Raw genomic sequence first — 20,341 nt, forward strand, 5'->3', positions numbered from 1 at the left:
GGGCCGCCACCGGGGGAGGGCCGGGAAGGACGTCGTCGAGGGTCGGCCCGACCACCGGCGTCGGGGTCGGTGTCGGTGTGGGCGATGAAATGGGTGTGGAGTGGATCTCGCTGACGGGCAGGAACGAGGGTGGTCCGGGCGGCTGCGCACGCACCACCATGACGCCGAGGACCAGCATGGCCGTGCCGACCGTGCTGCCGAAGACGGCCCATCGCGCCGGCAGGCGGCGGTGCCAGGCGCCGTCACTTTCACGCAGGCTGCGCCAGACACGTCCGGCGGCGCCGGTGCGGAACGGCGTCTCGATGTACCGGTAGGAGATCTCGGCCAGGATGCACGTGAGCCCAAGTCGCAGGACGACGACGGGGAGGCCGCTCAGCGCGATGTCGAGGTGCGGCCGCGTGAGCATGAAAATGGGCCAGTGCCATAGGTAGATGCTGTAGGAGCGCAACCCAATCCACTTCAGCGGCTGCCGGCCAAGCACGCCGGGCACGATCCGGGCACGTGGGTGCGCCACCACCGCGATGAGCAGCGCCGTGGCGAGGGCGACGCCGACGAATCCGCCCCGGTAGAGATGCGGATCGTACTCCCCGAGCCGCCAGAAGGCGATGCAGAGGGCGGCGAACGCAGCCACGCCCGCCCCGTCGAGGAGGCGTTGCGCGTGGCGATGCGTGCCGAGCCAGCGGATCGGCCGGGCCGCCTGGTCAAGCCCGGAGCGGAGCGTCTCCGGCTCCCAGACGAAGGCCAGTGCCGCACCGAAGAGCAGCTCGGCCGCTCGGGTGTCGGTGCCGTAGTAGACCCGCGAGGGGTCCACGCTCGGGTCGTACAGGAGCCACATCAGCGCGGTCGAGGCAACGGCACCGCCCAGCGTGATCGCCAGCGCCACCCAGCGCCGCCCCAGCTTCACGGCGAGGAGCAGCGCCCCGACGAGGATGAGCGGCCACAGCAAGTAGAACTGCTCCTCGACCGCCAGGGACCAGAGGTGCTGCAAGAGTTGCGGCCGGCCGATCGCCTCGAAATACGACTCCTGCTTGTACACCAGATACCAGTTGGTGACGTACGTCGCAGCGGCCAGCGCCGCGGACCGGGTTCGCGCCACCTCCTCGGGTGCGACGACGACGGCAATGGCGAGCGTGCCGATCAGGAGGAAAGCGACGGCCGGCAGGAGCCGCCGGGCGCGGCGCAGCCAGAACGCCACGAAGTCGATCCGCTCGTGCTGCCGCCATTCCGCCAGCAGGAGTGCCGTGATGAGATAGCCGCTCAGGACGAAGAAGACCTCGACCCCGAGGAAGCCGCCAGGCAACCAGGGAACATCGAGGTGGTAGAGGAGCACTGCCAGCACGGCGACGGCCCGCACGCCGTCGAGCCCGGCCAGGTACGGGAGTCGTGGCCCGCGCGTCCCCGATGATGGGGGCGACGATCGCGCGGCCGAGGAGTCCGCCGCAGCGCTGTAGCGCTCCCAGAAGGCTGGACTTGACGCTCGCAGGCGCCGCAAATCGGGCGGCTGCACGCAGGATCCTCCCCTGGCCTCACGCCGAGCCGGTAGCGGGTTGCCACCAGCGCCGCTACCGCCGGACGGCCGTCACCAGATCGCTGATGATACCATGCATGCGGAGCGTGCGTCGTGGGGAGTGTCGCATCACCGTTCACCTGGGCCGGAGTAGGATTCGCCTCGCTCCGTCGTTCCTCACTAGGTTCAACGCTGTCCATCCCGTTTCGTTACCCGTCCGTACGTACAGTGGCGACGGCGCGTGAGGCGCGGTATCATCCGGCGCCGCGAGGCGCCGCCTGACGATCCCGGGGGCAGGAGAGCGTGGAGACGCTGCGACAACTGATGCGGAACCGGGCGCTCCTGACCTTCATGCTGGGGCATTTCACCGTCGACTTGTACGCCGGTGTGCTCCCGGTCCTCTACCCCCTAATGGCGCTCGAGTTCAGCCTGACCAAGGAAGCCGTCGGCATCGTGGCGCTGGCCTTTACCGCCACCTCCTCGCTCGTCCAGCCGCTCTTTGGCTACCTGGCCGACCGCTTCGGCAGTCGCGTGTTGGCACCGGCCAGCGTCGTCTGGGCGGCCCTGATGGTGGCGGTGGCCGGGCTCGCCCCGACGGTGGGCTTCCTCATGCTGGCCGCGTCGCTCGCCGGGCTCGGGTCGGGCGCCTACCATCCACTCGGGGCGTCCAGTGCCGCGGCGGTCACCGGGGAGCTGCAGAAGAACACTGCCATGTCGATCTACACGGTCGGCGGCTCGGTGGGCTATGCGCTGGGACCGCTCCTCGGCGCGCTGGCCTTCGGCTCCGTTGGGCCGGCCGGGTCGGTCTTCATGCTGCCGGTGGGACTGGTCTCGGCGCTGTTGATCCTGCGCTCGCTGTGGGGACGGCCCGGGTTGGTAGCCCAGCGGGCGCAGGCCGTGGTCGCGGAGGCGCCGTCCCAGCGTGAGCGCATCGCATGGCGCCCGTTGTTGCCGGTGGTGGGGGTGACCATGCTGCGCTCATGGGTCAGCCTGTCGCTGATCACCTTCATCCCGCTGTGGTATGCCGATCTGGGCTACGGGGCAGAGTTCTACGGCCCGCTCACGACGTTGGTGATTGGCGGCGGGGCGGTCGGGACGCTGCTCGGTGGGTTGCTGGCCGACCGCTTCGGACAGCGGCGAGTGCTGTTACTGTCGCTGGCATGCACACTGCCGGCGCTGGTGCTCTTCGTCGGGGTGCCCGGGCCGATCGCGCTGGCGACTGGGGCACTATACGGTATGCTGGCCGACTCGTCGCTGTCGATCACGCTGGTAATGGCGCAGCGGGCGCTGCCGGGGCGGACCGGGTTGGCCTCCGGGTTCATCCTGGGGCTCGGGTTCGTGACCGGCGGCATCGGCGTCCCGCTGGTGGGGCGGCTGGCCGATGCGGTGGGGATGCCTGCGGCGCTCCTGTCGCTCTCGGTCTTGCTGGTCGCCGCGGTGGCGTTGGCGCTGTGGATCCCGCGTGACGCGCCGCAGCGTGCGCCCGCCCCAAGCGCGGCGCTCGCCCGCGGCGACGACTAGCCGCCGCGGGTCGCCGTCACACGGCCGGGCCGTGCTCGTGACCGCGGCCAGCTCCCGCCACCGACTCTCGCGGCTCGACCACCGAGTCGGGCAGTTCATCGCGCAGTTGCATGTAGCGGATGACCGCGCTCCGGGTCAGCAGGCCGACCAGCGTGTCGCCCTCGATGATCGGGATCTGGTGGATGTCCTTGGCTGAGAGCGCCCGGAGGGCGTCGGTCAGCTCGCTGTCGGGGCCGAGCGTGATCAACTCCTGGCGCGGCGTCATCCGCTCGCGCACGGTGATGTGGCCCCAGTCCTCGCGCGGAACCTCGCGCAGGTCGGTGAGCGTGACGATCCCGATGAGCTGCCCGTTGTCGACGACGGGCAGGCCGCGGACATTCCGCGCCAGCACGTAGCGATCGACCAGGTCATCCAGCGTGACCTCGGGCCGGACCACGACGGGGTTCGGGTCCATGATGCTCCCGACGCGCACACCAGAGAAGGCCCGCTCCAGCCGCATCTGCCGGTACGACTGCTCGGCAGCGCTCTGGAGGAACCAGCCGATGGCGATCAGCCAGATGCCCTGGATCGGCGCGACGAACACGTAGAAGATGCCCGCGACGATGAAGAGGTAGCCGATGATGACGCCGACGGTCGCGGCGATCTTCGTGGCGCGCTCCAGGCTGCCGGTGATCCCCCAGACGATGGCCCGGAAGACGCGCCCGCCGTCCAGCGGGAAGCCCGGGATGAGGTTGAAGACTACCAGGATCACGTTCGCCACGCCGAGGTAGAACAGAATGGCCGCCGCGAACGAGTCCACCCCACGGATCAGCCACCACAGGGCGAGCGAGCCGAGTCCAACCACCAGGCTCACCGCGGGACCGGCGATGGCGATCCGGAACTCGTCCCCGGCCGTCTCCGACTCCTGGCTGAGCTGCGCCACCCCGCCGAAGATGAAGAGGGTGATGGCCCGGACCGGGATGCCGCGCGACTGGGCAACCAGCGCGTGCCCCAGCTCGTGAGCCAGCACTGAGGCGAACAAGAGGATGGTCGCGAGCGCCCCGGCGAGCCAGTAACGGGTCGTGCTCCAACCATCATTCAGGGATGGGAAGAAGCCGACAGCCAGCGAGTAGGTGAGCAGGCCAAAGACGATCAGCCACGTGTAGTGGACTCCGATGACGATGCCGCGCACGCGGCCGAGTCGGATAGAGGCTTCCATGGGCTTTGGCCCTCCTGTTGCGTGGTCGTTTGTCGTTCGGCTGCGGACGTGGCCCGCAGGTACTGCAACGCTACCAACCGAACGGACGCAACTGCGTTACACAGCACGAGCGCAGCGTATCAACCGCGTCACGATTCAGTCTCGGCCAACGTATCTCATGCCCCCGGCGCGAGCACGGCGTGTTGGGTCCGGGTGTGCAAGCCCTGTGCCGACACCCCGATGCCCAGACGCCACGCTGGTATGATGCCGGCTAAACAGTATCACCCACTTGACCACCCACACGAGGGGAGGGCGACCATGAGCCTCGACGATGCTCCGGTCTTGCTCGCGTTCGACGACGACATCGCCAAGCTTACGCTCAACCGCCCGCGCTACCGCAATGCCGCCGACCTTACCTTGCTTGAGGCGCTGATCGAGGCGGCGGAACGTCTTGACCGTGAGCGCCCGCGCGTCGTGCTGCTGCGCGGTGCCGGGCCGGCCTTCTGTGCCGGGATCGACCTGCGGGCGATGCAGGCGGCCGACACGCCTGCGGCGATCCGGCACCTGATCGCGACGATGCACCGGGCGCTGAGCGACCTGCGAGCGTTGACGGTGCCGATCGTCGCCGTCATTCAGGGGGCGTGCGTCGGGCTCGGGGTGGAGCTGGCCATTTCGGCCGATCTCCGGATCGCGGCACCATCGGCGCGGTTCAGTTACCGCGAGCCTGCTGTCGCCGTTCCCTCGCCCGCCTGGCGTCTGATCCAGGTGGTCGGCCTTGCCCGGGCGCAGGATCTGCTCCTGACCGCGCGCTGGGTCGACGCCGAGGAGGCGCTTTCCCTGGGACTGGTGAGCCGCGTCGCGGAGGACGTGGAGGCCGTCGCACAGGAAGTGGCGGGCCAGATCGCGGCGCTCGCGCCTCTGGCGGTCGTCGAGACGAAGCGCAACATCGCCGTCTCGCTGAATCAGGGCACCGCGGCGGCCGCCCAGCACCACATTGACGCCGTCGTCGCGGCCCGGCAGACCGAGGACGGCCACGAGGCGCTCACCGCCTTCGCCGAGAAGCGAGAGCCGCGTTTCGTCGGCAGGTAGAGCGTCGTGGAGCACCGCCAGGGGCGGGGCGTGTGTCGGCTCCGCGCGTGCTCTTCCGGACGCTGGGACTCCGTCGAGCTGTGTCATCCTGAGCGAAGCGAAGGATCTCGCGTCGGACCCGTCACGCAGCGGAGGGATCCTTCGCTGCGCCGGGACGGCTGGCCGCCGCCCCTGGCTCCGCTCAGGATGACACAGGCGAACGCGTTCACCCGAAGAAGTTGGTGTCAAGTCAAGAAGTGATACGCTGCCGTACCTCGGCGGGGAGGGCGTTCCAGGCGGCCTCGACCTGGGCAATGGTGGCTTCGACGGTCCCGCTGTTGTCGATGACGCGGTCGGCCCGGCGGACCTTCTCCTCCTGCGGCGGCTGAGCCTGGATGCGGCGCAGCGCCTCCTCACGGTCGAAGCCGTTGCGCCGCATGAGGCGCTCGACCTGCTGCTCCGGCGTGCAGGTCACGACCCACACCTCGTCGCAGTCGTCGGCGACGCCGGCTTCGAACAGCTTGATGGCGTCGATGGCGACTACGGCGGCGGTGGACGCAGCCACGCGGTCGCGGATGGCGGCCACCGTCGGCGGGTGCGCCAGAGAATCCAGCAGCGCGAGCTTGTCCGGGTCGCGGAAGACGATGGCGCCGAGAGCGCGCCGGTCGATGCCGCCGTCCTGCCCGCGAATCTCCTCGCCGAAGGCGGCGATGATCCGCTCGGCCGTCGGGGTGCCGGGTGCCATGACCTCATGGGCGACGCGGTCGGCGTCGATCGTATCGGCTCCCAGCCCGGCCAGGGTCTCGAGCACGAGGGACTTGCCGCAGGCGATGTTCCCGGTCACGCCAATGACGTACGGTTTCCGGCTCATGAGCGCACCGCCTCCGTCGCTTCATCCAGTCGCCTTCCGAGGGCTTCCCACTCGGCGTAGGCCGCGTCCAACTCGGCCTGCACGGCTTCGTATTCGTTGCCCAGCCGGGTGATGGCCTCGACGTCCTGCTCGATCGTCGCCAGTGCCAGGTCGTCGTTGAGTTCGTTCAGGCGCTGCTCCAGGCGGCTGATGGTGCGCTCGGCGGCCGCAAGCTCCTGCTGCAAGCGACGTCGCTCCCGGTCGGAGAGCCGGTCACCCTGGCGCGGCGCCGGGGTGGGCGTGCTTGCCGGCGCCGGGCGCGCCGGTTGGGCTGCTTCCGGCTGCGGTGTGGCGCGCTCGCGCTGGCGCAGGTAGTCGCCGTAGTTGCCCTGGTAGACCCGGATCGTCCCGTTCTCGACGGCCCAGACGCGGGTGGCCAGCCGGTCGATCAGGTAGCGGTCATGCGACACGAAGAGAATCGCGCCCTCGTAGTCGCTCAGTACCCCCTCCAGCGCCTCGCGGGACGAGATGTCGAGGTGGTTGGTCGGCTCGTCGAGGATCAGGAAGTTGGCCCGCTCCAGCGTCAGGGTGGCCAGCGCCAGGCGACTTCGCTCGCCGCCGGATAGGGAGCCCACGGTCTTGAACACGTCGTCCCCGCTGAAGAGGAAGCGGCCGAGCAGGGTACGGGCGCCCTCTTCGCTCATGGGGTACTTGTCCAGGAGCGTGCTCAGGACCGTCTTCCGGGGATCGAGCCCTTCGTGCCCCTGCGCGTAGTAGGCGGGCTTGACGTTTACGCCGAACTCGATCCGCCCCGCGAGCGGCTTGATCTCACCGACGATGGTGCGGAGCAGGCTGGTCTTGCCGATGCCGTTTGGGCCGATGAGGGCGACCCGGTCCCCGCGCTCGATCGTCAGGTCCGGGACGGTCAGCAGCACCGCCGGCTCCTTGCCCCCGTCCCGCGGCGGGTAGCCGACCTGGAGGCGGTGGGTGCTGAGCACGACGCGGCCGCTGCGCAGGCCGGCGGTCAGCCGGACGTGCAGGGTCTCGTGCTCCCGCGGCTTCTCGATGCGCTCCAGCCGGGCCAGGCGCGTCTCGCGCCCGCGGGCCTCCTTGGAGCGCTGCCCCGCCTTGTAGCGGCGGATGAACTCCTCGGTGCGGGCGATGAACTCTTGCTGCGCCTCGTACTCCTTGAGCTGGCGGGCGCGGCGCTCCTCCCGCAGGACGAGGTAGCGGCTGTAGGGTGCCGGGTAGTCCTCCAGCGTGCCGAAACTCAGGTCGAGCGTGCGCTCGGTGACGCGGTCGAGGAAGTAGCGGTCGTGCGACACGACGATCACCGCGCGGTTCCAGGAGCGCAGGAAGCCCTCAAGCCACTCCAGGGCGGCCAGGTCGAGGTGGTTGGTCGGCTCGTCGAGCAGCAGCAGGTCCGGGTCGCTCAGGAGCGCGCAGGCCAGCGCGAGGCGGGTCTTCTGGCCGCCGCTGAGGTGCGTCACAGAGGTTTCGAAGTCCTCTTCGGCGAAGCCGAGGCCGGTCAGCACCTGCTCGGTGCGGTACTCCATCTCGTAGCCCCCGGCGGCTTCGAACCGGGCGCTCAGTTCTCCGTACTGCTCCAGCAGCTCGTCGAGCTCCGCTCCCTGGGCGTCGCTCATGCGCGCCTCAATCGCCGCCATCTCCTCGGCCAGGCGGCGCGCTTCGCGGAAGGCGTCCAGCGCGGCCTCGCGCACGGTGTGGCTGGGGTCGAACGTCGCCTCCTGGGCCTGGTAGGTGATGCGCAGGCCCGAGAGGGTGGTGATGGTTCCGGCGTCCGGTTCCTCTTTCCCAGCGAGCACGCGCAGGAGCGTGCTCTTCCCGGCGCCGTTGACGCCCACCAGGGCGACGCGCTGACGCTCCTCTACCTGGAACGTGACCCCGCTAAAGATCTGCTCGGAGCCGTAGTTCTTGGTCAGATCGTGGACTGACAAAATCGTAACCGGCATGCTGCTTCTTCCTCATACTCGATCCCGCGTGTCTAGTGTTTACTTTCCAGAGCGCAGGGCACAATGACCCCTAGGCCCGGCTAGACCGCGGTTCTGAGGATCAGCGGCCGGTTCACGGGAAGGTAAGGGTTGTGGCCGTGGCAGGGGAACGCGCGGACGGACGCACCCCACGGCGGTGCGCCTGCCACACATGATCGACCGTACCGGTTCACATCGCACGCGATCATGCGGATAGCTTACACGGTCGTCACCGACATGCCAAGGTGGCCGTTCTACCGTTGGTTGGTGGCGGTATCCGGGAGTTGTGGCCCTCTTTGTCGGCGCGTGCTGGCACCGTATAATCCCGAAGCGATCAGTGTGGTGTAGGAGTGCAGCACGCCCCGGCGATCCGAAGCGGAAGGGAAGTCGATGGTCTGGCCGGTCACGACCGAGCGCGATGGCTCGGGTCAGTTGATCATCGGCGGGGTACCGGTATCCCAGCTCGCCGATGAGTATGGAACCCCGCTTTACATCTACGATGAGGCGACCCTGCGCCAGCGTGCGAATGCCTACCGCCAGGCCTTCGAGCGCCACTACCCCCGGGCGCGTGTCGTCTACGCCGGAAAGGCGTACCTGGCGACGTGGCTGTTGCCGCTGCTCGACGAGGCGGGGTTGTGGCTGGACGTCGTGTCGGGTGGGGAACTCTACGTGGCCGTGCACGGCGGGTTCCCTGCCGAGCGCATCGTCTTCCACGGTAACAACAAGACGCCGGAGGAGCTGGCGCTCGCGCTCGATCTGGGTGTCGGTGAGATAGTCATCGACAACTTCTATGAGATCGACGTGCTGGAACGGCTGACCGCCAAGCGCCAGGGAACGCTGGACGTGCTGCTCCGGCTGAACCCGGGCGTGGATGCCCACACCCACGAGTACCGAAAGACCGGCATCGTCGATTCAAAGTTCGGGCTGCTGATCGAGTCTGGCGACGCGGCGCGAGCGGTCGAGCGGGTGCTCGCCGTGCCGGGCCTCCGCCTGCGCGGGTACCACGCGCACATCGGCTCGCAGATTGCGGAGACGGAGCCGTTCGCGACGACGGTCAACGCGCTGTTCACCTTCGCGGCCGAGATGCGGGACCGGTTCGGCATTGTGCCGGATCAGATCAGCCCCGGCGGCGGGTGGGCCATCCCGTACGAGAGCACCGATCCCGATGCTGCGATCGAGCCGTACGCCGCGACCGTGGCCGAGAACGCGCTCCAGGCGGCCCAGCGCTGGGGGTTCAACCCGCCGGTGCTCACCGTCGAGCCCGGCCGCTCGATCATTGGACCGGCCGGGGTGTCGGTGTACCGCGTCGGGGCGATCAAGGACATCCCTGGCGTGCGCCGCTACGTCTGCGTTGACGGCGGGATGGCCGACAACATCCGGCCCCCGCTCTATGGAGCGCGCTACACGGCGGCGCTGGCCAACCGCGACGGGGCCGGGAGCGACCGCGCGGTGGTGACCATCGCCGGGAAGTATTGCGAATCGGGCGACGTGCTCATCCGGGACATAGAGTTGCCCACCGTGGAGCCGGGCGATCTGCTCGCGCTTCCCGCGGCGGGCGCCTACTGCCTGGCGATGGCGAGCAACTACAACCTGGCGCTCCGGCCGGCCGTGGTGGCGGTCGCGGATGGGCAGGCGCGGCTCGTGCAGCGACGCGAGCGGTACGAAGACCTTCTGGCGCGGGAGGTGGTTGCGGTTCCGGGTCAAAGCTGAGAGTGACGGTAGACGTTTGCATTTTGGTATTCGGCGTAGTATCACTGCGACACCGCTCCACACCAATGCTCGTCCCGTGGGCTGCGGAGAGCATCTAGCGTGGCTGAGGGTATGAGATACCGCTATCCGGATGATGGATTCCAAGACCCCGTGGACCCGGTGTCCATGAGTGGCGACAGTGCAGACGGTATCTCCGGCGACGACCGTGCCGATGAGCTGGCAATCCGGAGGATCATCGAGCGTGCCCGCGAGCAGGGCTACCTCTCGGCCGAGGAACTGGCGGATGTGGCCGCTGCTCCGGGTGGAGCCGCCGCGGTCGACGCGATCACGTCCCAGCTTGCAGAGATGAACGTGCCCGTGGTCGACCCGGCCGAGGACCCGCCGGACTTGCCGGACGTCGCGGCTACGGAAGTCGACGACGACCTGTTCTCCACCGAGCTCTCCGATGTCGATCTCAGCGGGATCAGCCTCGACGACCCGGTACGGATCTACCTGCGCGAGATCGGGCGGGTGCAGCTCCTGACCGGCGAGCAAGAGGTGGCACTCGCGCAGGCGATGGAGCGCGGCGACTACATCTTCCGCCTGCAACAGGAGCTCCAGGGCGGCAACGGTGACCGGCCGAGTGCGGCGGGGATCGGCTGGACGGTCTACCGCACACTGCGCGACGGCTGGCCGCTCACCATCGCCTTCTATCGCGCCGCGTTCCCGAATCAACCGGCCACTACCAAGGCACGGGTGCTGGCGGCGGTCCTGCCGCTGACCGAGGAGATGGAGCCGGCTATCAAGGCGGTCGGCGAGGAGTTCGGTGTCAGCCGCGAGGAGCTGGAAGAGAGCCTGCGGCGGCGTCGGATCGAATACGACCTGCTCCCGTCGCCGATCCAGGAGTTGATCCGGCCCGTCGATGCGTTCCCGTCCGATGAGGAAGTGTGGGCGATCCTTCGCCGGGACGAGGCGGCGCTGCAGGCGCGCTGGGACGAGTTCGTGGTCCGCGGCGACATCGCGCGGAAGAAGCTGACCGAAGCCAACCTGCGGCTGGTGGTGAGCGTCGCCAAGAAGTACGGTGGGCGCGGCATGTCGATGCTGGACCTGGTGCAGGAGGGCAACCTCGGTCTGATCCGCGCCGTCGAGAAGTTCCAGCACCACAAGGGGTTCAAGTTCTCGACCTACGCCACGTGGTGGATCCGGCAGGCGATTACCCGCGCCATCGCCGATCAGGCACGCACGATCCGGATCCCGGTCCACATGGTGGAGCAGATCAACCGGCTGATCCGGACCTCGCGGCGCTTGCAGCAGGAGTTGGGGCGCGAGCCGACCTCCGAGGAGATCGCGGCCGAGATGGGGCTGCCGCCGGACAAGGTCCGCGAGATCCTGAAGATCTCCCAGGAGCCGGTGTCGCTGGAGATGCCCATCGGCGAAGAGGAAGACAGCAACCTGGGCGATTTCATCGAGGACTCCAAGGCGCTGGCGCCGTCGGACGCGGCCTCGCTCAAGCTGCTCAAGGAGCAGGTGGACGACGTGCTTGGCTCCCTGGGCGACCGGGAGCGGCGGGTGCTGGAGTTGCGCTTCGGGCTGGATGACGGCCGCACCCGGACGCTGGAAGAGGTCGGGCGCGAGTTCGGCGTCACGCGGGAGCGCATCCGGCAGATCGAGGCGAAGGCGCTCCGCAAGCTACGCCACCCCAGCCGCAGCAAGAAGCTGCGGGACTACCTGGAGTAGGCTTTCATCCCCTACGTCTCACTGAATCTCCACCGAGCCGGCGCAGTCCGCTGCCGTGCCAGGCTCCGCGTGCTCGTGCGAACCGGAAAGGGCGCCGTTGCTCCGTATGAACGTTGCCGCATCCGCTTGGCGGCCCGCACGTAAGCCGCTCCCGCGCCCGTGTCATGCTTCGCTGCGCCTGGCGCGGCTGGCCGTCGCACCTGGCCCCGCTCAGGGTGACGGCAACCGGGCGACGGGGGTGGCTCCTCTGTAGCACGGTCCTTCGTCACAGTTCATGTGTATGTGCGGCGTTGGGCTAAGATACGGGCACTGCGAGCGCGCGGCATCGCCAGTGCGGGGGTCCGCAGGGGCAATACGACACGCGCGAGCATAAGCCGACATGGAAGGTGCCATGTTCTACGACCGGGCAAAGATCTACGTCAAGGCCGGCGACGGCGGCAACGGGGCGGTCAGCTTCCGGCGGGAAAAATACGTGCCCTTCGGCGGGCCGGACGGCGGCGACGGCGGGGACGGCGGCGACGTCTACCTCCGCGTGGACCCGCACCTGAACACGCTGATCGCCTTCAAGTACAAGCAGCACTTCCGGGCCGAGCGCGGAGAGTCGGGCCACGGGGCCAAGAAGACCGGCAAGCGCGGTGCTCACCTTTACATCGACGTCCCACCGGGCACGGTGGTGATCGACGACGAGACGGGTGAGGTGCTGGCCGATCTCGTCAACCCCGGTGACGTGGTTCGGGTCGCTCGCGGCGGCATGGGTGGCATGGGGAACGCGCGCTTTGCGACCGCGACCCGACAGGCGCCGCGGATGGCCGAGAAGGGCGAGCCGGGTGAGGAGCGCTGGATTCGGCTGGAGATGAAGCTGATCGCCGACGTGGGGCTGGTTGGACTGCCCAACGCGGGCAAGTCGACCCTGCTGGCCGCCTCCAGCTCCGCTCGGCCGAAGATCGCCGACTACCCGTTCACGACAATCACGCCGATGCTCGGCGTGGTTGAGATCGGTGGCCCCGGCGGGGACACGTTCGTCATGGCCGATATCCCCGGCCTGATCGAAGGAGCGGCCGAGGGCGTTGGGCTGGGCCACGAGTTCCTGCGTCACATCGAGCGGACGCGGCTGCTGATCCACGTGTTGGACGGTTCGGGCGGCCTGGAGGGGCGCGACCCGCTGGAGGACTTCCGCACGATCAACGAGGAGCTGGCCGCCTACGCGCCGGAACTGGCCGAGCGGCCGCAGATCGTGGCGATCAACAAGATCGATCTCCCCGAGACGCAGGCCAATCTCCCGCGGCTGACCGAGGCGCTGACCAAACAGGGCTATGAGGTCTTCCCGATCTCGGCGGCGACGACCGAGGGGGTGCCGGCGCTGCTAGCCCGTGTGCTGGAGCGCCTGCGCGAGCTCCCCGCCCCGCTGGAGGTGGCTCCGCAGGAGCGCCGCATCTACACCCTGGAGGAGAAACAGGATGACTGGTGGGAGGCCGAGCGTCTCTCCCGGCACCACTTCGCCGTCCGCGGTCCGAAGATCGAGCGGATCACCCGGATGACCGACTTCGGCAACGAGGAAGCCGCCGAACGCTACCAGCGGGTTCTTGAGGCGTCCGGCATTTCCGCCAAGCTGGAGGAGCTTGGCATCCAGCCGGGGGACGTCGTGCATGTGGCCGACATCGAGTTGATCTGGGATGAGGCTGCCCTGGAGGCCGAGCGGCAAGAGGAGGCCGCACAGCGACGCCGGAAAACGCGACGGGAGCGGATGGCGGCGCGTCTCGGGATCGACCCGGACGAGTTGCTGGAGCGTTGAGCGGCGTCGGGAAGGGTTTTGGGATGGAGAAGATCGACCCGCGCCAGGCGCTCAAGGAGCTCTACGCACCCTCGGCCAAGGAGGTGACCGAGGTCATGGTCCCCCCGCTGCGCTTCCTGATGATCGATGGGGAGGGTGGACCCGACAGCGCGGCGTACCGCGAGGCGGTGGAGAGCCTGTTCTCGCTCGCCTACGGCATCAAGTTCGCCGCGAAGCGGCAGATGTCGGTCGACTTCCGGGTCATGCCGCTGGAGTGCCTCTGGTGGGCCGACGACTACTCGGTCTTCCTGACGGGCGACCGCGCGGTCTGGCGCTGGACGGCGATGATCATGCAGCCCGAGCCGGTCACGACCGAGCTCGTCGAGCAGGTGAGGGGGCAGGTCGCGGCGAAGAAGCAGCTACCCGCGCTCGAGCGGGTGCGCTTCGAAACGTTCGAAGAGGGGCGGGCCGCACAGATCCTGTACGTCGGCCAATACGCTGACGAAGGGCCGACGATCCAGCGCCTGCACCAGTTCATCGCGGACCGCGGTGGCTCGCTGACGGGCAAGCACCATGAGATCTACCTCAACGACCCCAGCCGCACCGCGCCGGAGAAGTTGAAGACGATCCTGCGCCAGCCGTTCGTCTAAGCGGCGGGGCGTAGGGTGGAACCGAGCGCGGGCGATGGTCACATCGCCCGCGCTCTGACGTTGCAGGTTGTATCGCGTTCTGGAGCGAGCGCTAGGGCTCGACGGGGAGCCCCTGATCGCGCCACGCGGTAAACCCTCCTTCGAGGTGGGCGACCCGGCGGAAGCCCATCTGCTGGAGGGTGTCGGCGGCCAGGGCCGAGCGGCCGCCGGCGCTGCAGTACAGGATGATGTCCTGCTCGGGGTCGAACTCCTCCCGGTGATAGGACGTGGTGGGATCGGCGTAGAACTCCAGCATCCCGCGCGGGGCTGCGATCGAGCCCGGGATGGTGCCGTTTTCTTCGCGCTCCTCTGGCTCGCGCAGGTCGACGAGGACGACGTTGCCCCGCTTGAGCTCGGCAGCTACCTCATCGGGCGAGAGGTTCCTGATGCGGGACTTGGCCTCGGCCACCATCTCCGCTGCGGTCTTCTTCGCCACGCTTGGCACTCCTCTCACGCGACCCACGGCTGCAGCATCGGCGATCGTCCGGGCGTCTCGTTGTGCCCGTGCCGGCGACTGCCGGCCGGGTGAGAGGCCGCCCAGTATGGTTCACCTAGCAAGCGCCGCGGGTGCGTATGCACTGATCGAGCCGTTCCGCGTGCTAGAAGATCAACTTCCAGCAGGATGAGTGCCGCAATCCTGGCGCGGGGCGTGATCCCTTGCCGTGCGAGCAAGGAAAGCAGCGACGTCCGCTGTGGTCGGGAGCGCGTCGATGGCACCGTGACGCGTCGTCGCCAGGGCTCCGACGGCCGCGGCGAAGGCGATGTCGTCCGGCGAATAGCGGAATCCGGTCTCGACCCCGCGAGCGATGAGGGCCGCCATGAAGGCGTCGCCGGCGCCGGTCTCGTCAACGGTCTGCACCGTGAAGGCGGGCTGATGCCCGCCCATCTCGGGCGTCCAGTAGTCGCACCCCGCCGCGCCGCGGGACAGCACGCGGAGGCGAGCCTGTGGCGCCAGATCAAGCAAGTCGTCGGTCGTGATGCCGAGGATCGTGAGGTCGTCCGCGCTGAGCTTCAGCACCGTCGCCGCGCGAGCGATCTGCCAGCACGCCTCGCGGGCGGCGGGACCGGCGGCCAGGAACTGTGCCCGGGGGTTCGGGTCGAAACAGACCGGGACGCCCGCGGCGACCGCGAGGTCGACCGCCCGCAGCGCCGCGCTGCGGGACGGCTCGGCGGTGAGCGGCAGCGCGCCGAGATAGAGGGCCGCGGCGCCGGCGATCGCCGCGGCCGGAAGGTCGTCCGGGCGCAGCAGGCTGTCGGCCGGCGGGTGTCCATAGAACGTAAACCCGCGCTGCCCGGCCGGGCCGGTCACGACCGCCAGACGTGTCTGCGCCGGGGAAACGCGCGTGACCCAGCGGGTGTCGACGCCTTCCGTCGCCAGCCGGTCGAGGAGCATCGGGGCGAAGGGATCGTCCGTGGCGAGGGCTCCGACGAACGCCGATGGCACGCCGAGGCGCACCAGCCCGACCGCGACGTTGGCCGGGGCGCCGCCGACCCGCGGCACGAAGCGCTCGACGGCTGTCGCCGGGCCGGGCGGGTGGCCGATCAGGTCGATCAGGATCTCTCCGAGGCAGAGGACGGGGGCGTTCACGGCGCTCAGGCGGGGCGGGGACCGGGTGCTGCCTCACGGCGTACGTCGTAGACGTCGCGGATGGTTTCCAGCTTTTGCAGCACCCGGCTGAGCTGCTGGACGCTCTCGACTTCGAGGGTCATCAGCACGGTGACCGTGCGGTCGTCATTCACGCCGGTCAGGACCGAGAGCATGTTGACCTTCTCCTCGGCGACCAGCGTCGTGATGTCGCGCAGCAGGCCGACGCGGTCCCAGGCTTCCAGGCGGACGTTGACCGGGTAGGTTTGCCGCTGGTCGTTCCCCCAGCTTACCTGCACCAGCCGGCCGGGCTCGTCAACGTGCGCCACGTTGTGGCAGTCGGCGCGGTGCACCGTGATGCCCCGCCCGCGTGTCACGTAGCCGACGATCGGGTCGCCGTAGACGGGCTTGCAGCAGGCAGCCAGCCGGGTGTAGAGGTCGCCCACGCCCTGGACCCGCAAGCTCGGGAGCGACGGCTGCGACGTTGCCTTGCTCGGGTGCGCGAGCACCTGCGGCTCGGCGTGCTCGGCCAGGCGGGACGCGATCTGCTGCGGCGTGATGGCGCCGTACCCGATCGCGGCCAGGAAGTCCTCGACCTTCTGGTAGCGCGGGAACTGCTTGGCGATGTCCTCCAGCTTGGCGTCGATGCCCAGCCGCCGCAGCTCGCGGTCGAGGATCTCGCGCCCTTGGGCGATGTTCTCCTCACGCTCCTGGCGACGGAACCACTGCCGTACCTTCTCTCGCGCCGAGGCGGTGGTGATGTAGCCGCTGCTGGACATCAGCCAGTCCCGGCTGGGGCCGACCTTCGTCTTCGAGGTCATGATCTGGACGACCTGGCCGTTCTGCAGCCGGTAGTTGAGCGGCACAAGCTGGTTGTTGACCTTCGCGCCGACGCACTGGTGACCGACCTCGGTGTGGATGCGGTAGGCGAAGTCGACCGGGGTCGCGCCCGCCGGCAGTTCGATGATGTCGCCCTTCGGCGTGAAGACGTAGATCATCTCCTGGAAGACGTCCGACTTGAGCGACTCGACGAACTCCTGCGCGTCGACCACCTCGTCGCGCCAGTCCATCAGTTGCCGGAGCCAGGCGATCTTCGCCTCCACGTTCGGGTCGGGCCGGGCACCCTCCTTGTAGCGCCAGTGGGCCGCGATGCCGTACTCGGCGACGTGGTGCATCTCCGCCGTGCGGATCTGGATCTCGAGCGGATGGCCGTCGGGACCCAGGACCGCGGTGTGGATCGACTGGTACATGCTCTCCTTCGGCGTCGCGATGTAGTCGTCGAACTCCCCCGGGATCGGGTGCCACATCGTGTGGATGACGCCGAGGGCGCCGTAGCAGTCCTTCTTCTCATCGACGATGACGCGGACGCCGAGTACGTCGTAGATCTCGTCGAAGCTCCGCCCCTTGCGCTCCATCTTCCGGGCGATCGACGTGATGTGCTTCTCGCGTGCGGAGATCTCGGCGCGGATCCCGGCCTCGTTCAGCGCCTTCGTCAGATCGTTGATGACGCGCTGCAGATACCGCTCGCGGTCGGTGCCGCGCCGGTCGAGCGCCCGCTTGATCGAGAAATAGGTCTGCGGGTCGAGGTAGCGCAGCGCCAGGTCTTCCAGCTCCGACTTGAGCTGCCAGATGCCGAGCCGGTTGGCCAGTGGCGCGTAGATCTCCATCGTCTCCTGGGCGCTGCGGAGCTGCTTGGCCCGCGGCATGTGCTCGAGCGTGCGCATGTTGTGCAGGCGGTCGGCCAGCTTGATCAGCACCACGCGGACGTCGTCCACCATCGCCAGGAACATCTTGCGCAGGCTCTCGGCCTGTCGCTCCTTCTCCCGGGTGACCGAGTCCTCCTCGGTCGTCCACCGGATGCGTCCCAGCTTGGTGACGCCGTCGACGAGCCGGGCGATCCGCTCCCCGAAGATCGTCGTCAACTCCTCAACCGAGGTGTCGGTGTCCTCAATGACGTCGTGGAGCAGGGCAGCGCACAGCGCCTCCTGGTCGAGCTGCATCTCGGCCAGGATGATGGCGACGGCAATCGGGTGGGAGATGTAGGGATCGCCAGAGCGCCGGAGCTTGCCGGCGTGGGCCTGATCCGCGAACTCGTACGCCTTGCGCACGAGGGTCAGGTCCATGCCGGGCATCCGCTCACGGATGACCCGCTCCAGGTCGTCCCACGTCGGAACCCCTTCTCTCGCTTCGCTGGGATGGGGCGACGCGACGGCCGCTTCGCGCTCTGACCGGTCGTCGATCTGTGGTGCAGACATGTTCTCGGAACCCGCACGTGCAAGGATGTGGGTCAATACGTTGTAACTATACGTTCTCCCGTGCTCACTGTCAAAACGACGATCCGCGGGCCGGGCACCGGCGGGATCGGCGATTGTCGATCCCCCTGGTGTGCGAATCCGGCATGTTGAGCTGATGCAACCCACGTGCCGCCCCTACCCGGGAGGGTAGGTCCGGTTTACCCGGCGGGGTAGGCAGCAAACCACCCTGCCGGAGATGGTTGAGTCCCCGGCCTATCCATAGCCTGTCACACAACAGAGAGCGGGGTGCCCCACCAACGGGGCCGGTGGCACGGCACGACGGTTACGCCGGGCCGCCGGAGGGGGATGGCGTACGGAGTGGGCCGGCACCAGCCGGGAGACAAGGAAGTCGAGCCATGGACAACGCGCATCAAACGCGACGCTTCAACCGTCGCACGGTCCTCAAAGGCGTCGGCGCCGCCGCCGTCCTGGGCCCTGCGGCGGGGGCGCTCTTCTCGTCGTGCAGCGTCGGTGGTAAGGGGAACGGTGGCGGCGGCGGCGGAGCGGGAGCGCCCGCCTCTACGAATGACATCGCCAAGGAGCGCGGCCTGACCCCGGAGGACGTGGCCGCTGCACTGAAGACATACGTGCCCAGCGGACGCCACGACGAGTACCTGATGTTCACCTCCGGAGGGCACTCCGGCCAGTTGCTGGTGATCGGTATCCCGTCGATGCGGCTGCTGCGGGTCATCGGCGTGTTCGCGCCCGAGCCGTGGCAGGGGTGGGGGTACTCCGATGCCAGCCGGAAGGTGCTGGAGGAGGGCGGCTTCCAGGGGAAGACCCTGACCGTCGGCGATACCCACCACCCGGCCCTGAGCGAGACGAACGCGCAGTACGACGGCCAGTTCGTCTTCATCAACGAGAAGATCCATGGCCGCGTGGCGGTGATCGACCTGCGGGACTTCGAGACGAAGCAGATCGTCAAGAACCCCTTGACGCTCAGCAACCACGCCTGCTTCGTCACACCGAACACCGAGTACGTCGTCGAGGGCTGCCAGTACGCCACGCCGCTCGGCGGTGCCTACGCGCCGTTGGAGGAGTTCGAGGAGAAGTACCGGGGCGCGATCACCTTCTGGAAGTTCAACCGGGAGCGCGGCCGCATCGTCCCTGAGGAGTCGTTTGCCGTCGAGCTGCCGCCCTACTTCCAGGATCTCGGCGACGCCGGGCGCGGCGCGAGCGACGGCTGGGTCTTCCTCAACTCACTCAACACCGAGATGGCGACCGGCGGCATCCAGGAGGGCAAGCCGCCGCTGGAGATCGGCGCCTCGCAGCGGGAGATGGACTACCTCTCGGTCGTGAACTGGAAGAAGGCCGAAGAGGTCGCCCGCGCCGGCAAGGTGGAGATGATCAACGGGTTCCCGGTCATCACCATCAAGACCGCGGTCGAGGAGGGGATCCTGTTCCAGGTTCCCGAGCCGAAGAGCCCGCACGGGGTGGATGTGACGCCCGACGGCGCCTACATCGTGGTCTCCGGCAAGCTGGACCCGCACGTCACGGTCTACAGCATGAAGAAGATCGAGGAGCAGATCGCCAAGGGGAACTACGAGACGGACAGCTTCGGCATCCCCGTCCTCGACTTCGCCGGATGCATGGAGGCGCAGGTCGAGCTGGGCCTTGGCCCGCTCCACACTCAGTTCGACGACAAGGGCTATGCCTACACCAGCCTCTTCATCGACAGCGCGGTCGCGCGCTGGAAGCTCGGCGGTGAGGGCACGTCCGACGGCTGGAAGTTCGTCGAGAAGATCCCGGTCCACTACAACGTGGGCCACATCGCGGCGGTCCAGGGCGACACCATCAATCCGGGTGGCAAGTTCCTGGTGGCGCTCAACAAGTGGTCGGTCGACCGCTTCGCTCCGGTTGGGCCGCTCCTGCCGCAGAACCTCCAGTTGATCGACATCTCGGGCGAGACGATGCAGTTGCTCTACGACATGCCGATCGGCATCGGTGAGCCGCACTACGCCCAGATCATCCCGGTCGACCTGCTGAAGCCGTGGGAGGTCTACCCGGAGACCGGCTGGGAGCCGGGGATCCAGGCGGTGGACGCCGAGGCGGCGCAGGTCGGCAACGAGGGCGTGGAACGCAACGGCTCGCAGGTGACGGTGCGCATGACCGCGCTGCGCAGCCACTTCACCCCGGACATCGTGCGGGTGAAGCAGGGCGACACCATCACCTGGCACATCACCAACGTCGAGAACGCGCACGACGCGACGCACGGCTTCGTGCTGCCCGGTGTGAACGTCAGCCTGAGTCTGGAACCGGGCGAGTCGAACTCGTTCACCTTCACCGCCGAGCATCCGGGCGTCTACCCCTTCTACTGCACGGAGTTCTGCGCCGCGCTGCACCTCGAGATGATGGGCTACCTCATCGTCGAGCCCAGCTAGTGCCGGGCGTGGCGGGGGGGGGGGGGGGTGTCCCCCCCCCGCCCCCCCGCCCGGGGCGGGCGGGGCGGGGGTGGGCGCGGG

General features: G+C 68.5%; 13 protein-coding genes and 2 pseudogenes. 8 read left to right on the forward strand and 7 right to left on the reverse strand.

Going from position 1 to position 20,341, the window contains the following annotated elements; genetic code table 11:
- Nucleotides 1-1,507, reverse strand: a 1,507-nt coding sequence (locus IRZ30_RS07770; protein ID WP_294084323.1) for an acyltransferase, incomplete at its 3' end; no start/stop codon positions are given.
- A 303-nt stretch (nt 1,508-1,810) separates the two neighbouring features.
- Here IRZ30_RS07770 and IRZ30_RS07775 point away from each other — a divergent pair.
- Entirely contained in the window at nt 1,811-3,028 is a 1,218-nt protein-coding gene (locus IRZ30_RS07775) for an MFS transporter (protein WP_294084324.1), read from the forward strand.
- A 16-nt stretch (nt 3,029-3,044) separates the two neighbouring features.
- Here the strand turns inward: IRZ30_RS07775 and IRZ30_RS07780 are convergent, their stop codons facing one another.
- Nucleotides 3,045-4,226: a site-2 protease family protein gene (locus tag IRZ30_RS07780; RefSeq protein ID WP_294084325.1), complete on the reverse strand. Its 1,182-nt coding sequence runs from the start codon at nt 4,224-4,226 to the stop codon at nt 3,045-3,047.
- A 297-nt stretch (nt 4,227-4,523) separates the two neighbouring features.
- Here IRZ30_RS07780 and IRZ30_RS07785 point away from each other — a divergent pair, with 297 nt between their 5' ends.
- Complete coding sequence (locus IRZ30_RS07785; protein WP_294084326.1) at nt 4,524-5,294, forward strand: enoyl-CoA hydratase/isomerase family protein; 771 nt, start codon at nt 4,524-4,526, stop codon at nt 5,292-5,294.
- 229 nt (nt 5,295-5,523) lie between these two features.
- Here the strand turns inward: IRZ30_RS07785 and coaE are convergent, their stop codons facing one another.
- Together coaE and IRZ30_RS07795 are read right to left on the reverse strand one after the other, a co-directional pair.
- Entirely contained in the window at nt 5,524-6,144 is a 621-nt protein-coding gene (coaE, locus tag IRZ30_RS07790) for a dephospho-CoA kinase (protein ID WP_294084327.1), read from the reverse strand.
- A complete protein-coding gene (locus IRZ30_RS07795; RefSeq protein ID WP_294084328.1) occupies nt 6,141-8,096 on the reverse strand; it encodes an ABC-F family ATP-binding cassette domain-containing protein in 1,956 nt (651 codons plus the stop codon). Before IRZ30_RS07795 ends, coaE begins: the two co-directional genes overlap by 4 nt.
- Nucleotides 8,097-8,504: 408 nt before the next feature.
- Here IRZ30_RS07795 and lysA point away from each other — a divergent pair, with 408 nt between their 5' ends.
- From lysA to IRZ30_RS07815, 5 genes and pseudogenes are all read left to right on the forward strand, one after another.
- Complete coding sequence (gene lysA / locus IRZ30_RS07800; protein WP_294084329.1) at nt 8,505-9,824, forward strand: diaminopimelate decarboxylase; 1,320 nt, start codon at nt 8,505-8,507, stop codon at nt 9,822-9,824.
- Between the two features lie 165 nt (nt 9,825-9,989).
- Nucleotides 9,990-10,385, forward strand: a pseudogene (locus IRZ30_RS17150) (sigma-70 factor domain-containing protein); the annotation flags it as partial.
- Between the two features lie 276 nt (nt 10,386-10,661).
- Nucleotides 10,662-11,540: pseudogene (gene rpoD / locus IRZ30_RS17155) on the forward strand (RNA polymerase sigma factor RpoD); the annotation flags it as partial.
- Nucleotides 11,541-11,931: 391 nt separating this feature from the next.
- Nucleotides 11,932-13,332, forward strand: a complete 1,401-nt coding sequence (obgE, locus tag IRZ30_RS07810; RefSeq protein ID WP_294084331.1) for a GTPase ObgE — start codon at nt 11,932-11,934, stop codon at nt 13,330-13,332.
- A 23-nt stretch (nt 13,333-13,355) separates the two neighbouring features.
- Entirely contained in the window at nt 13,356-13,961 is a 606-nt protein-coding gene (locus IRZ30_RS07815) for a GyrI-like domain-containing protein (RefSeq protein WP_294084332.1), read from the forward strand.
- Nucleotides 13,962-14,052: 91 nt separating this feature from the next.
- Here IRZ30_RS07815 and IRZ30_RS07820 read toward each other — a convergent pair whose 3' ends face one another.
- The 3 genes from IRZ30_RS07820 to IRZ30_RS07830 all read right to left on the reverse strand — a co-directional run bounded on the left by IRZ30_RS07820 (nt 14,053) and on the right by IRZ30_RS07830 (nt 17,840).
- Nucleotides 14,053-14,436: a rhodanese-like domain-containing protein gene (locus tag IRZ30_RS07820; protein WP_294084333.1), complete on the reverse strand. Its 384-nt coding sequence runs from the start codon at nt 14,434-14,436 to the stop codon at nt 14,053-14,055.
- Nucleotides 14,437-14,607: 171 nt separating this feature from the next.
- Nucleotides 14,608-15,588 (reverse strand): carbohydrate kinase, encoded by a 981-nt coding sequence (locus IRZ30_RS07825; protein WP_294084334.1) that lies wholly within the window; start codon nt 15,586-15,588, stop codon nt 14,608-14,610.
- Nucleotides 15,589-15,593: 5 nt separating this feature from the next.
- Nucleotides 15,594-17,840: a bifunctional (p)ppGpp synthetase/guanosine-3',5'-bis(diphosphate) 3'-pyrophosphohydrolase gene (locus tag IRZ30_RS07830; protein WP_294084335.1), complete on the reverse strand. Its 2,247-nt coding sequence runs from the start codon at nt 17,838-17,840 to the stop codon at nt 15,594-15,596.
- A gap of 395 nt (nt 17,841-18,235) precedes the next feature.
- Between IRZ30_RS07830 and nosZ the strand changes: the two genes are divergently transcribed.
- Complete coding sequence (gene nosZ / locus IRZ30_RS07835; RefSeq protein ID WP_294084336.1) at nt 18,236-20,260, forward strand: Sec-dependent nitrous-oxide reductase; 2,025 nt, start codon at nt 18,236-18,238, stop codon at nt 20,258-20,260.
- Nucleotides 20,261-20,341: the final 81 nt, after the last annotated feature.

Source organism: Sphaerobacter sp. (genome assembly GCF_019683595.1).
In the GTDB taxonomy this organism is placed as follows: Bacteria; Chloroflexota; Chloroflexia; order Thermomicrobiales; family Thermomicrobiaceae; genus Sphaerobacter.